The organism is Vibrio sp. D431a, from assembly GCF_030248655.1.
GTDB lineage: Bacteria > Pseudomonadota > Gammaproteobacteria > Enterobacterales > Vibrionaceae > Vibrio > Vibrio alginolyticus.
In genome coordinates this window covers 208,294-222,990 of record NZ_JAHGAP010000009.1, presented here as the reverse complement: position 1 = coordinate 222,990, position 14,697 = coordinate 208,294, and the positions used below count along the sequence as shown (strand labels likewise).

Sequence of the window (14,697 nt, the reverse complement as noted above, 5' to 3'; positions counted from 1 at the left end):
GACGCATTAGACAAGTTTAGTTGTTTTGCGGCTTTAACGCTTTGTTAAAGCTGCGACCTTTGATCTCAAGCATTTCTAGCGTGGCGGCGTCGTACTCAACTTTCAGGACGCTGTTGTTGTACAGAATTTTCAATTCATACACCCAAGCATCATCATCTTCTTCAAGCTCGACCTTGATGATGCGGCCGTATAGGTCGTTTTCTACTGCGGCGTAAAGTTCCGAAAATGGTCGTATATATCCTTGTTGAACCGCGCGATAGACCTCATCTTGATCTTCATCGAATTCGATGCGTGTTCCTGGCTTTTCGACATCTTGCACGATGGCGTGGCCATTTTGTGATGTGTACTCGTTGCCATGCTTGGCAAAACTTGGTGCACACATGAATGTCGTGATAAGGCCGAAAAGTAACGCAGAATGTAGAGAAGTCGTTGCTTTATACATAGTCAAACCTTTTCTGGAGCGTTAGCCGCAGTATATCGGATATAGATGAACAGAGAGTGAATCAGCTAATTAAGTTTTGCCATGTGTTGTCGATGTTATTTCAACTCATCTTCAAAAATCTTATCTCGCAGCTTCCAAAAGCGACCAGATTTTCTAGCAATAACAAACTGAGGCAAACGGAAACGATGTTGATTAGCGACAACGCGTGTCGGTGAAGCCTCTTCAAAAGGGCGATGCTTGTCTGCTAAGTGGGGGCGTACGAACTGATCTTTAAACGTTTGTTTTTGTTTTTTGGTACTCAATGTCCAAAACTCATGAACTAACGCATTGCCTTCGCCTTGGTATGGTTCACCAGAATACGTCACCTTTAGCTGAGATTTACCATCACTGGACTTAAATACAGATAGGTCCATTTCTGTGCATTCAAAGATCAATGCATCTTTGAGATTAAGGGCTTCTTTTAGCTTTTTATCTGGGTCAACGAGCGTCGCGTCACACTCATGACAAATTCGTGCAGCGATATCGTTGTCCGCACCACATTCACCGCAGTATTTGGCGCGAAAACGGTAGCCACAGTGTTTACGTTCGCCAGTGTCTTCATCTTCAAAGTAACCTTGGCAACGTCTGCCAAAATGTTCAACCAAGAAACCGTTACTATCCAACTTACCCCAGAAATTGTTATTGAATCCGCAAGCCGGGCAAGGAATCGTGATAATTTCACTGTCAGAGTCTGGTTTGGGATCACCGACTTCAGGTTGGTATAAATCGTAGCTGTTGCCTGCGTAATCAAGCACTAAACATTCTGATTTTCCGTCTGATAAGCGTAATCCTCGTCCTACTATCTGTTGGTACAGACTGACTGACTCTGTTGGTCGCAAAATCGCGATTAAATCGACATGCGGCGCATCAAACCCGGTTGTCAGTACCGAAACATTGACTAAGTATTTTATTTGACGATTCTTGAACGCTTGGATGATCGCATCGCGCTCCGGCGTAGGTGTATCACCAATGACGATTTCAGTTTCGCCTTCTGGCAATAAACTGTGTATCTCCTGTGCGTGTCGAACAGTTGCAGCGAAGATCATGACACCTTGACGCTCTTTCGCATATTGCATGATTTGCTCAACAATTTGTGGAGTCGCACGTTTGGCTTTATCGATCACCATGTCCATTTCTGCTTCTTTGTAGCGTCCGGTGTTAGCGGGCTTCAGCTGAGAGAAGTCGTAAGACAAAACGGGCGCATCCATCATGCGGGCTGGAGTGAGGAAGTTTTCGTCGAGCAAGTAACGGATCGGCAGTTCGAAAATACAATCGCGGAAGAATCGAGGCTCTTCGGTTCGCACTTGACCTCGGGTGTGATACTGATAAATCCAGCCCATTCCTAAACGATAGGGCGTTGCAGTTAGTCCCAGCACCTTAATGCCAGGGTTCAGTTCTCGTAAGTGAGTAATAACTTTTTGGTAGCTGCTGTTTTTGTCATCTGGCACACGATGGCACTCATCAATAACGAGCAGAGAAAACTGGTTTTTGAACGAATCTAAGTTACGTACGACCGATTGAACCGAAGCAAACACGACTTGCTGGTCAGTTTCTTTTCGTCCCAATCCTGCTGAGAAGATGGAACCTTTTAAACCATAACCTTCATACTTTGCGTGGTTTTGCTCGACCAGTTCTTTTACGTGGGCGAGGACTAACACTCGTCCTTTCGCAAGGCGAGCAAGTTCTGCGATCACCAAGCTTTTTCCTGCACCGGTTGGCAGCACGATCACTGCTGGTGTCGAGTGTTTACGAAAGTAATGAATAACGGCTTTAACCGAGTCGGCTTGATAAGGACGAAGTGTGTACATGAAAATATGTGAAATTGCTCAACTATTCGAACGAGGAACGCTATAATACCTGACTTTTATACCCAAGTGACCTTTAAACCAAGACTTAGAGATCACTTGGGTATAATTCAATGAGGTATTCATGCGTTTAGATAAATATTTGTGTGACGCTCTGGGTGCAACACGCAAACAGGCAACAAAGATCATCAAAAGTGGAGACATCACCGTTGACGGTGAGGTTCAAAAAAGTGGTGCATTTAAAGTACCTAAAGGTGCGGAAGTGATGTGGGAAGACCGTGTTATTGGTGCTCCTGGTCCTCGTTACATTATGTTGTATAAGCCTGCTGACTTTGTTTGTTCACATGAAGATGGCTACAACCAAACTGCATTCGCATTGCTTGATGAGCCTAAAATTGAAAACCTTCACTTTGCGGGCCGATTAGATGTCGACACAACTGGTTTAGTATTGATTACGGATGATGGTAAGTGGTCTCATCGTATTACCTCACCTAAGCATAAGTGTGAGAAAACGTACCGTGTTTGGCTCGTCGATGCTATTCAGCCAGATTACGAGGAAAAGCTCGAACAAGGCATCATTTTGCGCAATGAATCAGAAGCAACATTGCCTGCTCGTTTGGAAATCGTGAACGAGGCTGAGAATGAAGTATTGTTAACTATCGTGGAAGGTAAGTATCACCAAGTGAAACGTATGTTCGCGGCGTTAGGAAATAAAGTTGAGTACTTACATCGTGAACGTATTGGTTCTATCGAACTTGATGAGGCACTAGAACCAGGTGATTATCGCTACCTCACGCAAGAAGAAATTGATTCTATTTGGAATTAATTGTCGGCATGGGAAATTCTTTAGTTCCTAATAGGAACTAGTCTTTTGGTAGGAATTGGCTCAAAATAAATTTTCCTACCAAAATTAGTGCCTAGACAATTCCGGTGTGCTTACTCATCTCAGTGATATGCCTTTGCATTTAGCTGATGCATGCATACTCTTATTGCAAAGCCTTCGGCTACGGTGAATGGAATGATGGTGTCAACGCCATCATTTTTACTGCATTGTGTTTGTTTCCCATAAACACATTTCGCTTTCACATGCTTTTCTATGTCGAGTTCGTCAAGGTCACACCTTGGTACATATTTGCCCTTATGATTCTCGAACGTTGGATAGAACAGGTTTTTGGCTTCTACATTCAGCGATATGAGAACTTCCGTTATTTTCACTTTGTTCTGCAAGTATTGACGGTAGGGCTCCAACAAGAGGTAAAAGAATGACAGAAAAAGCTCAAAGTGCTCCGCAATCCCAAATCAGTTTTCTATTGTTTCTGGTACTAGGAGCGATTGGTGCTTTGACGCCTTTGGCGATCGATATGTATTTGCCTGCGATGCCGACAATAGCGAAAGATTTGGGGGTCGCGCCTGGCGCGGTTCAGATTACGTTGACGGCTTATACCGCGGGTTTTGCGATCGGCCAGTTAATTCACGGGCCGCTTGCCGATAGCTTTGGTCGCAGACCTGTGTTGATTTTAGGCGTACTTTTCTTCGGCTTGGCTGCTGTTGTGAGTGCGACAACAAATGGCATTGATGCGCTGACCTATGTACGTACGGCACAAGGTTTTGCTGGCGCGGCAGCGGCGGTCATTATCCAAGCCGTCGTGCGTGACATGTTTGACCGTGAAGACTTTGCACGCGCAATGTCCTTCGTTACTCTGGTCATTACTATTGCGCCGTTGGTGGCACCGATGATCGGTGGCCATCTCGCGATTTGGTTTGGTTGGCGTTCCATTTTTTGGGTACTAGCTATTTTCGCTGTAGTTGTGATTTTTCTCGTACTTTGGAAAATCCCTGAAACGTTACAGCCTGAAAATCGTCAGCCTCTTCGTTTCCGCACGACGCTGAGAAACTACGCCAGATTATGCTCCAATCCTGAAGCGATCGGTTTGATGCTCTCAGGTGCGTTTTCATTTTCCGGAATGTTTGCATTTTTGACGGCGGGTTCTTTTGTTTATATTGATTTATATGGTGTTCGACCAGACCACTTTGGTTACCTATTTGGTTTGAACATTGTGGCGATGATCATCATGACCAGTATTAATGGTCGCTTGGTGAAGAAAGTTGGTTCCCATGCCATGCTTCGTTTTGGGTTGTTCGTGCAACTTTTGGCGGGGATTGGTTTATTCGTAAGTTGGTTAATGGACTTCGGATTATGGGGCATTGTACCTTTTGTTGTGCTGTTTATCGGTACATTGTCGACGATAGGTAGTAACGCGATGGCGCTGCTTTTAAGTGGTTACCCATCAATGGCGGGTACGGCGTCGTCTCTAGCGGGGACATTAAGATTCGGTATCGGTTCATTGGTTGGTGCGCTGGTGGCATCACTGCCCGGGAATGTTGCTTGGCCGATGATCATCGTAATGTTTGCTTGTTCTGTGCTTTCAGCACTGTTTTATTGGACTTTAGGAAGAAAGGCGTAATGTCGAATTACACCAAAGAAATTCAAAACTTGGTTAACTCAGCACTTGAAGAGTTAGATCAAGAGCATCGCTCAGGTAAGTTAGCCAATGCCCCTGTTGCGAATAACCATTATTTAGTGCGTTGGGTAACAAAGGCGCTAAAATCACAACGTTTCGGACGTACGGTAGGCGATGACTTAACGCGTTGGCAAAAAGCAGGTCGCTCAAAGGGGAACGATGCTGGTTTGTTGTTTATCTTCAAGCGTATTTCTGCTTTTTATGCGCAATTCTTCCCTGAAGGTGAAGACTCCAAAGTGTTCAAAGATTCAGATATTGAGTCTTTTCTTGATTTGATGGAGCAAGCAGGCTGGGAAGTCTCAACGTCTGAGCAACTGATTGGGTGCGGCAAAGTACAAATCTTCACTGAAGGTCAAAACTCTTTAGCGTTATGTGCAGACCAATGCGAAAGCTGTTTTGATGGCGAGTTGCTCGTAAAGCCAATGAGTTGGTTTGTGCGTGGCAATCATGCTGAGTTTGTTGAGAAAGCAGTGCAAGCGGGCTTTATGGTTCATAAGGTAACAGACTACAAATCGATGGTGAAATACCATGGCGAGTACCTTATTTTTCCAGCAAACGAAGGCAACCAGTTAGCCGAAATTCCACTCTCGTTCAAAGCTGACTAAAGTGACATTTTGAGTGTTTAGAAGCCCCTGTTATTGGGGCTTTTTGTTTTCTAAACGGTTTGCTTCTTTCGCGATGGCTTTGACCATGCCTTTAAATATGAAAAGATGGGCTGGCATCATTGCAAACCAATAAAGCAGTCCAAGAAACCCTTGCGGGTGCCACCAGGCGGTAATATCCAGCTCTCGTTCGTCACCGAGATCTTTGATGGTAATTTCTAAACGCCCAAGGCCTGGGCCTTTCATACCAAAAAACAGTGAAAGAAACTGATTATTATCGCAGCGAATCACTTTCCAAGAGTCAATAAAATCACCGACTTTAAGCTCTGGTCCAGGAGGAGAAACGCGAATCGGTTTTCCGCCACCAAAAAAGATATCGAGCCATTCACGTGTACGCCACAAAATGTTGGCAAAGTAATAGCCTTTTTCGCGACTCCCGATCTTTTGCGCCACTTTCCATAATGCCGCAGCGGAGGCATTAGTTTTAATGCTCGCTCCAGCTTGTTTTGGGTAATAGCCATATCCTGGTTGCCATCGACGAAGCGCTGCGGGTTCAAACCCCCAGACATTACTGCGTACAAATGTGCCTTCATCTTGAATGGTATCAGTTACCGCTTGCTCGTAGCTGATCAGCGTTTGAGGAAATCGTTCTTCAATCGCTTTGGAGTTTGCAATGTAGTCGTGCTCTAAGCCCGCAAGTAATGCTTTACCGATACTAGTTGGCACTGAGGTAACTAAACCTAGCCAGTACGATGCCATTTTCGGAGTAAGTAGCGGGGTCGACCACAGTCGATACGGCTTGTTCGTGATTCGGCAAATGACTTTGAACTGTTCGCGGTAGCTAAGTGTATCTGGCCCACCAACTTCATAAATTTGACTTTCTTCTGGAGAGGGGGCTTCTGCTAACTTCAACAAATAGTGGTTGAGATTGGGCAAGGCAATAGGGTTCGCTTTTGAGTCGACCCATTTAGGCGCGATCAAAATAGGTAAGTTGTAGACAAAGTCACGCATGATTTCGAAAGCAGCAGAGCCGGGGCCGATGATAACGCCTGCACGCAATTCAGTTACTGGAATACCAGACTGTCGAATTATTTTTCCCGTGGCTTTACGAGCGGCTAAATGGCGAGAGTTTCCGGTTTGAGGTTGAATGGCACTCAAATAGATAACATGCTCGACGGAGCTTTGTTCCAACGCATATTTGAAGTTCAAAGCAAGGTTTAGTTCGTACTCAACAAAGTCATCACCTTGAGCCATCCCGTGCACGAGAAAAAAGACTAAATCAAAATCGTTCACTACAGCCTTCGTGGTCTCTGCGTCAGCCAAGTCGAGATACCTTAACGTTAAATTAGGGTGAGGCTGAGTTCTTGACTCTAAATAATCAATATGTCGCGCCGCCGCTGTGACGGCGTAACCTTTATCTAAAAGTAACGGAAGAAGTTGAGAGCCAATGTAACCCGAGGCGCCTAGCACCAACACCTTTTTCATTATCTGTCCTTTTATCGTTGGTGGAATAAACACCACGGAGTATAATCATGAGACACTTTCCCCATTCTATCAATAAGTTGTCGTTGGAGCGCTTGTGACTTTTCTTTCTCAACTCTCAATACACGCAGATAAAGCATTCTTACGTCGTTTATTTGCAATCGCGTTACCAATTACACTGCAAAGCATGATGTTTTCAAGCCGAAGCCTCGTCGATGTTCTTATGCTTGGTCAACTTGGTGAAGCAGAAATTGCCGCAGTTGGAGTTGCTGCGCGCGCGACTTTCGTCACCACCATTATGTTAGTTGGGGTGACAACGGGTGGTGCATTGTTAACCGCTCAATATTGGGGGGCTGGCGATAAAGTTGGGGTGCGTCGCAGTACCGCTTTAACATGGATGATCGCAATGATGTTTGCTGCGATTGCTGTTGCTTTGTTTGTTGTTTTTCCACAGCCCATCATGAGTTTGACTACCGATTCACAAGAAGTGATTGAGCTAGGGGCCAGCTATCTCATTATTTCGTCGGTTAGCATGTTTGCTGTTGCATGTGTGGCCAGTATGTCGGTGGGCCTAAGGGCGATGCACCAACCAGGCCTAAGCACTTTTTTTAGTGGTATAGGCATTTTATCTAATGTTTTTCTTAACTGGGTTTTAATTTTTGGTCAATTAGGCTTTCCTGCTCTGGGTATTACGGGAGCAGCGATCGCAACGGTAATCAGTGGCGCGATCGAAGTAGGTTGCTTGTTTGGTTATCTATGGTTGAAAAAACACATAATCGCATTTGGTTGGGATGATATACGCGCAGGATTGGTCTTAGATAAAATTACGCGTTTCTTGAGCCTCTCTTTGCCAACCACATTTAACTTCTTGGCGTGGGCTGGTGGGCTGTTTGCTTATCACGCCATCATGGGGCAAGCAGGTGTACAAGGTTTGGCGGCACTTTCCGTAATGACACCTGTTGAGTCGATCGCATTGGCGATGATGATTGGTTTATCGAATGCGGCTGCAGTTCTAGTCGGGAACCAGCTCGGCGCTCGTAATTTTGAACCTGTTTATTATCAAGCATGGGCGACGGTCATTTTGAATGTGCTTATCGCATTTGTGGTCGCCGTCTTGTTGATAGTGTCAAATCAATGGATCCTTAATGCGTTTAGTGCACTGACAACAGACACTCGCGAGCTAGCTGAACAGTTTATGGTGATTCTTGCGTTGGGTGTCGTGTTACGCTCGGTACCGATGATGGCGATTGTTGGTGTATTACGTGCGGGCGGTGATGTTAAGTTTTGTTTGTATCAAGACATCTTGGCGCAGTGGGTGATCGGGATTCCACTCGCAGCATTTGCAGCGATTTATCTCAATTGGGACCCACAATGGGTTTACTTACTCTTTTTGACGGAAGAAGTTGTGAAGTGGGCGATTTGCTTGCCAAGAATGGTTAGCCGAAAATGGATGAAAAACCTGATTGGCCAGTAAGGAGGAACAGAGTTTATTTTGGCTGCAAAAATCTGCTCAAAACGTCAACAAAATTAGCAACAGAAAGTGAATCGAGTTGCATTTGTACTTCCATAGTGTGATCAAGCATTCAAAATACTTTCTACTAACAGGATTTTAGTGTAGATTCTGATCCCAATTTTTAAACACCATCCGAGCGGCATAATCAATGTTAAAACTGTCAGACCTATGTAAAGGCTATGTAGACGGGGGAGAGTTTCACCCTGTATTACAAGGGGCAGAATTAACATTGCAGCAAGGCGACCAAGTTGCTCTGATGGGAGAAAGTGGTTCGGGTAAAAGTACTCTGCTGAATTTAATCGCCGGATTAGATACTGCTGACTCTGGTGAAGTGCAGTTTCCAAATTTTGCTATGCATGAAGCACCGGAGCATTTAAGAACCCTTTATCGCCGCAACAATATTGGTAATATCTTCCAACAATTCAACCTGCTTCCTACACTTAATATTGCCGACAATATTCGTTTTTGTCGTCAGTTAAAAGGTCTGCCGGAAGATAAAGAGTTGTGGCGTCAAATTCTTTCTGCTTTGGACTTAATGCCATTGCTAGGACGTTATCCGGAAGAGGCGTCTGGTGGGCAGCAACAACGTGCGGCGATTGCTCGCGCCCTTTATATGGAACCCAAAATCCTGCTTGCTGATGAGCCAACTGGTAGCCTAGACGAGCGAAACGCAGAAGCAGTAATGCGCTTATTAACGAGTCTCGCTCGCCAATTGGAGTGTACTTTGCTGTTAGTGACGCACAGTGAAAAAGTGGCCGCCCATATGGAAGGAAAGATTCGACTTCAAGGAGGGCAGCTACATGTTATGGCCCGTAGTTAAGGCACTACTCGGTCATTACCGTCGTTACCCTCTACAAATTATTCTTGTCTGGCTGGGATTAACTTTAGGCGTGTCCCTCCTTGTTGGTGTTACTTCTATCAACCAGCATGCAAAACAAAGTTATGCCACTGGGGAAAAACTTTTCTCTAATCCTTTGCCATACCGAATCCGAACGAAGCACTCTGCCAATAAAATTCCTCAAGGTTTCTATATTCAGTTACGTCGAGCTGGGTTTAATCAATGTGCACCGTTTGACGTGCTTCATCTAGATGCCAAGACCGATATGAGCCTGATGTTGGTGGGGATAGATCCTGTCGCGATGATCCCACTACAACAAGGAAAATCGCTAGGTGAGATGCCTGTTTTATCACTAATGAAGCCTCCTTATCCTATTCTTGTTAGTCAAGATTTGGCCGCTTACATGAGTTGGCAGGATGGGGACTTCATTGAGATGAATGACGGAAGCCGTCTTGGGCCTATTCAAGTAGATAAGGACAAGATGCTTTCGGGTACTCGGCTGGTTACTGATATATCGTTGTTGCGTATGCTCAAGCGGAGCTCAGGTTTGTCTGCGATTTCTTGTGGTGAAATGCCAGAGGAAAAGCTAATAGCACTGAAAAACATGCTGCCAAACGGAATGACGCTTGTTAGGAATACGCGTACTGAGCTTGAGTCGCTAACTAACGCATTCCATATGAATCTCACCGCGATGGGAATGCTGTCGTTTTTGGTCGGGTTGTTTATTTTTTATCAAGCGATGTCTCTGTCTTTCATCCAGCGACAACGTTTGGTAGGTATTTTGAGACAGACTGGTGTTAACGGAACACAGTTAGCGCAAGCCTTATTGCTAGAGTTGTCTTTGCTCGTCTTTATTGCGTGGGCGTGTGGTAACTTTTTTGGCTTGATCTTAGCAAATGAGCTTATCCCAGCAGTGTCTTCGAGCCTGAGTGATTTGTATGATGCCAACGTAGGCTTAACCATAGGATGGTCATGGCAATCTAGCTTATACAGTCTAATCATGGCAGCGATGGGTGCGTTGATATCGTGTCTGTGGCCATTAATCCGTTTGCTGAAGTCACAACCAATCCGCCTCTCTTCTCGACTGTCGCTAATGCGATTTGCTGGAAGAGAGTTCTCTTGGCAGGCGCTTGCGGCGTGTGCGTTTTGTGTCGCTGCAATAGCGGTATATCAGGCGCCGAAAACACAAGAAACCGGCTTTGCTATTATTGCGCTGATGTTGGTTAGTGTGGCGTTGTTTATGCCATTTATTATGTGGCATATGTTCCAAAGTTTTTCTTATACCATGCGATGGGTTCGTGTCCGTTGGTTTTTTGCTGATGCAGCAGCCAGCATGAGCTATCGCGGTGTGGCTACGATGGCGTTTATGTTAGCGCTGGCGGCAAACATTGGTGTAGAAACAATGGTCGGAAGCTTTCGAGATACAACCGATAAGTGGCTAAATCAGCGATTAGCCGCTGATGTGTACATCTATCCGACCAACAATTCAGCCGCTAGGATGAGCGCATGGCTCCAGAATCAGCCAGAGGTGAACTCGGTTTGGTGGCGCTGGGAAAAAGATATGCCGACCGAGCATGGTGCTCTGCAAGTTGTGAGTACGGGCTCTTCTGAAGGTGAGTTAGACTCACTTACCGTCAAGTTAGGTGTCCCAAATTACTGGTATCAACTGCACGCTACCAAGAGCTTAATGGTCAGTGAGTCGATGGCCTTGAAGCTGGATATCCGCCCTGGCGATTTCATTAACTTGCAAGAACCGCTTGGTGGTGACTGGCAAGTCGTAGGCGTTTACTACGATTATGGAAACCCATATAACCAGGTGATGATGTCGCACCGGAATTGGCTGTATGCATTTGCAGGTACGGGTAATGTTGGTCTTGGCGTAGTATTAAAAGATAACGTCAATGGAGAAGGGCTGAAAAATCGCTTAGAGAATGTATTCCGTCTCCCGCAAGATCGTGTGTTTGATAACGGTAATATTTATAGCCAAGCAATGAGAGTGTTTGATCATACCTTTGCGATAGCAGGAACCTTGGGCAATATCACGCTGATTATTGCAGTGTTTGGTTTATTCTTTGCGACGTTGGCAGGAGAACTTTCACGGCAGCGGCATTTTTCCTTATTAAGGTGCATGGGTGTGTCCGGAAAAGAACTTGTCGTATTAGGTGGTTTGCAGCTATTCGTCTTCGGAGCCATTTCTGCGATTATTGCAGTGCCGCTCGGCTTGGCGCTCGCACATTTGATCGTTGATATTATCATTAAGCAATCATTTGGCTGGTCTCTAGAGCTTCAAACGATTCCATGGGAGTATGCTCAAACCATTGCTTGGGCGATGCTTGCCATCATGGTTGCTGGCGCATTGCCAGTTATTAGAATGATCAAAAGTACACCGATGAAGTCATTAAGGGACGCGTTGTAATGAAAAAAATGGGCTCTAAAAAACGCTTGTTGGTTTCAACGCTCATTATTGTTACGTTCGCTTTTCTGACTGGGGCTGCTTTTTACTCAACTTTTTGGTTAGAGGCGACAGCAACACGAGAAAGCGAACTTGATTCTATCTTAACGCGTGAAAATCAAACGATTTTCGAGCCTGTACTACCTAATGAGCATGTCTCTTTACCCTCAGACTTTCGCTTTCATCCCGAGTACCAGCATGAATGGTGGCACTACTTTGCGAAGCTAAAAGATGAGCAAGGCAAGATCTACAATGTTCAATGGAGCTATTTCAGGGTTGCGACGGACGAGCGAGAAACCAGCGGTTGGCAGAACCCTCAATTGTACATTTCACATGTTGTCGTCAGTCATGGCTCGCATGTATGGAAAGAGCAACGGGTAGCTAGAGGAGGGATAGGCCAAGCTGGTATGATCAATCGTCCTTTCAGGTTATGGATTGATAATTGGACTTGGCGATCACTCGGTGCGACGCCTTTCCCGGGTAACTTGAATGTGAATACTGATACGTTTGGACTTGAGCTCAATACCATGACAAACGGCCCCTTTGTCGTGAATGGAGACAAAGGTTTCCAAGTTAAACATGCGTTGCAATCTGTTGCTTCTTTCAGCTTCAGTGCTCCATTTTTAAAAGTAAAAGGCAGCTTAAGCTTAAATGGTAAGCGATTCTTAGTGACGGGTTCTGCTTGGGCGCAAAAAGAGTGGGGCAGCGGCTTAATTGGTGAGGGGCAACAAGGCTGGGATTGGTTTGTTTTCAATTTAGATGATGGTCGAGCATTAACTGTTAGCCGTTATCGTCACCATGGGCAAACACCGCACGTGTTTGGCACGTTGTCGACACGCTCAGGTAAAGTCATCAACCTCTCAGACGATGATATCAGTATCAAGCCAATGCAAGTGACCAGTTTATCCAATGGAAGAAGGTTACCTTTGCAATGGATTATCAATATTCCGAAGCATCAAATTAATTTGACTACCCGCATTATCAAGTCAGATATGTGGCTACCCTTTGTAATACCTTACTGGGAAGGGCCTACTTTAGCCTCCGGCTCCAATGAGGCTTGGGGCTTTATGCAGCTGACAGGCTATTGAGTTGTGAAGAAAACCACCCCCTACGGGTGGTTTTTTAGTGCGCGAAGCTTCCTAGCTTTTTCTCAAAAGTACGGGGTTATCATGATGGTACAAGCCGTGTTATGCTGATTTTCTCATCATCTTGATAAATATTTGGTGCGACAAAAACAAATACGATCTCCGATCAAAATTGAGTGTCATGTTGGAAAATACGATGTATAGTAAACTTAACATCGAAAAAACCGAAGTTTATACTCTGAAGAAGCGATTATTCTAAAGTTTTCGACAGCTATACACTCTTATCACTCTTTGTTAATCGTTTATTAAGATAATAAATATAAGGACGAAACCATGAACGATGTCATTCGTGACTTTTTCAAAATGGAATCAGCAGGTGGTATTCTTCTCGTAATCGCAGCGGCAATTGCGATGACCATTGCTAACTCACCGCTGGGCGAAACTTATCAATCTGTACTGCATACTTATGTATTCGGTATGTCAGTTTCTCACTGGATTAATGACGGCCTAATGGCTGTTTTCTTCTTACTTATTGGCCTTGAAGTGAAGCGAGAGCTACTTGAAGGAGCGCTAAAATCAAAAGAAACCGCAATTTTCCCTGCGATTGCAGCGGTTGGTGGTATGTTAGCCCCTGCTCTTATTTACGTTGCGTTTAATGCTAACGACCCAGAGGCGGTTTCTGGCTGGGCCATTCCAGCTGCGACGGATATTGCATTTGCTCTAGGTATCATGGCGCTACTAGGTAAGCGCGTACCAGTAAGCCTTAAAGTGTTTTTGTTAGCTCTCGCTATCATCGACGATTTAGGCGTGGTTGTTATTATTGCACTGTTTTACACAGGTGATCTTTCTAGCATGGCGCTGCTTGTTGGCTTCATCATGACTGGTGTCCTGTTCATGTTGAATGCGAAGGAAGTAACGAAACTGACGCCATACATGATAGTCGGCGCGATCTTATGGTTTGCGGTACTTAAATCTGGTGTTCACGCAACACTTGCAGGCGTAGTGATCGGCTTTGCTATTCCTCTTAAGGGTAAACAGGGCGAACATTCCCCACTTAAGCACATGGAGCACGCACTTCATCCATACGTGGCATTTGGTATCTTACCTCTATTCGCATTTGCAAATGCGGGGATTTCGCTAGAAGGCGTATCGATGTCAGGCCTAACTTCAATGCTGCCATTAGGTATTGCTTTGGGGCTACTGGTTGGTAAGCCTCTAGGTATCTTCACCTTTAGTTGGGCAGCTGTGAAAATGGGTGTAGCTAAGTTACCGGAAGGCATTAACTTCAAGCATATCTTTGCGGTCTCTGTGTTGTGTGGTATCGGTTTTACAATGTCTATATTCATTTCCTCTTTAGCGTTTGGAAATGTAAGCCCTGAGTTTGATACCTATGCTCGACTAGGTATCTTAATGGGCTCGACGACAGCCGCGTTACTTGGCTACGCGTTACTGCACTTTTCTTTGCCTAAGAAAGCGCAAGCGTAAGATACACACTGTTTAGTAAAGCCTCCCATTCGGGAGGCTTTTTTATGTCTGCAGATTGGCACATCAACCACTTCAGGGTGGTTACTTTTGTGACCAACTAAGGCCTAGCTTATGGAGATGGGGCAAATCATCGAAAGAGGCGCTTGGTAAATCTACAGGCGAAAAAAAGCCCAGCCGAAAATTTGACTGGGCGGATACAAACATAGGAGTTAATAAGAAAAAAGCAGCAACGTAACAATTAGATGGAAACAAGTTTGACGGCCAGTGAAACTTCAAATGCCCTAACTGTTACGTATATTCAGACCGAGCCTTTTCCAAACAGTTCCATTTTTTTTCAAAAAATTTCTACTTAATGCTTTCTAGCTTCTTACACACCCGAAAGTAATAGAAAAATCGAGATGGATTACCAACTTGGCGAAGTTACTAACTTCT

The 14,697-nt window shown here is 45.0% G+C and carries 11 protein-coding genes; 8 read left to right on the top strand and 3 right to left on the bottom strand.

The genetic code is table 11. From position 1 onward, the window contains the following. Positions 1-16: 16 nt before the first annotated feature. Both KJB35_RS07240 and KJB35_RS07235 read right to left on the bottom strand, forming a co-directional pair. On the bottom strand, positions 17-382 hold the full coding sequence (locus tag KJB35_RS07240; RefSeq protein WP_372008595.1) for a PepSY domain-containing protein: 366 nt from the start codon (positions 380-382) through the stop codon (positions 17-19). A gap of 155 nt (positions 383-537) precedes the next feature. Then, positions 538-2,289, bottom strand: a complete 1,752-nt coding sequence (locus KJB35_RS07235) for a DEAD/DEAH box helicase (protein WP_025766854.1) — start codon at positions 2,287-2,289, stop codon at positions 538-540. 121 nt (positions 2,290-2,410) lie between these two features. On the opposite strand from KJB35_RS07235, the gene rsuA reads away from it, so the two are divergent. From rsuA to KJB35_RS07220, 3 genes are all read left to right on the top strand, one after another. Then, positions 2,411-3,112: a 16S rRNA pseudouridine(516) synthase RsuA gene (gene rsuA, locus KJB35_RS07230; RefSeq protein WP_017820850.1), complete on the top strand. Its 702-nt coding sequence runs from the start codon at positions 2,411-2,413 to the stop codon at positions 3,110-3,112. Between the two features lie 436 nt (positions 3,113-3,548). Beyond that, positions 3,549-4,751, top strand: coding sequence for a Bcr/CflA family multidrug efflux MFS transporter (locus KJB35_RS07225; RefSeq protein ID WP_017820848.1), 1,203 nt, complete (start codon positions 3,549-3,551; stop codon positions 4,749-4,751). Continuing rightward, entirely contained in the window at positions 4,751-5,413 is a 663-nt protein-coding gene (locus KJB35_RS07220; RefSeq protein WP_064368072.1) for a DUF2913 family protein, read from the top strand. The genes KJB35_RS07225 and KJB35_RS07220 overlap by 1 nt, the downstream gene beginning before the upstream one ends. Positions 5,414-5,443: 30 nt before the next feature. Here the strand turns inward: KJB35_RS07220 and KJB35_RS07215 are convergent, their stop codons facing one another. Beyond that, entirely contained in the window at positions 5,444-6,895 is a 1,452-nt protein-coding gene (locus tag KJB35_RS07215; protein WP_064368073.1) for a DUF2867 domain-containing protein, read from the bottom strand. A gap of 94 nt (positions 6,896-6,989) precedes the next feature. Here KJB35_RS07215 and KJB35_RS07210 point away from each other — a divergent pair, with 94 nt between their 5' ends. From KJB35_RS07210 to nhaA, 5 genes are all read left to right on the top strand, one after another. Further along, positions 6,990-8,366: an MATE family efflux transporter gene (locus tag KJB35_RS07210; RefSeq protein WP_005378048.1), complete on the top strand. Its 1,377-nt coding sequence runs from the start codon at positions 6,990-6,992 to the stop codon at positions 8,364-8,366. Between the two features lie 187 nt (positions 8,367-8,553). Beyond that, positions 8,554-9,225 carry an ABC transporter ATP-binding protein gene (locus KJB35_RS07205; protein ID WP_005378040.1) on the top strand — a complete coding sequence of 224 codons (672 nt, stop codon included), beginning with the start codon at positions 8,554-8,556 and terminating at the stop codon, positions 9,223-9,225. Beyond that, positions 9,206-11,659, top strand: a complete 2,454-nt coding sequence (locus KJB35_RS07200; protein ID WP_005378038.1) for an ABC transporter permease — start codon at positions 9,206-9,208, stop codon at positions 11,657-11,659. Before KJB35_RS07205 ends, KJB35_RS07200 begins: the two co-directional genes overlap by 20 nt. After that, positions 11,659-12,783, top strand: a complete 1,125-nt coding sequence (locus KJB35_RS07195) for a lipocalin-like domain-containing protein (protein ID WP_213907846.1) — start codon at positions 11,659-11,661, stop codon at positions 12,781-12,783. Before KJB35_RS07200 ends, KJB35_RS07195 begins: the two co-directional genes overlap by 1 nt. Positions 12,784-13,113: 330 nt before the next feature. Then, positions 13,114-14,265 (top strand): Na+/H+ antiporter NhaA, encoded by a 1,152-nt coding sequence (nhaA, locus tag KJB35_RS07190; protein WP_005378034.1) that lies wholly within the window; start codon positions 13,114-13,116, stop codon positions 14,263-14,265. The last annotated feature ends 432 nt before the right edge of the window (positions 14,266-14,697 follow it).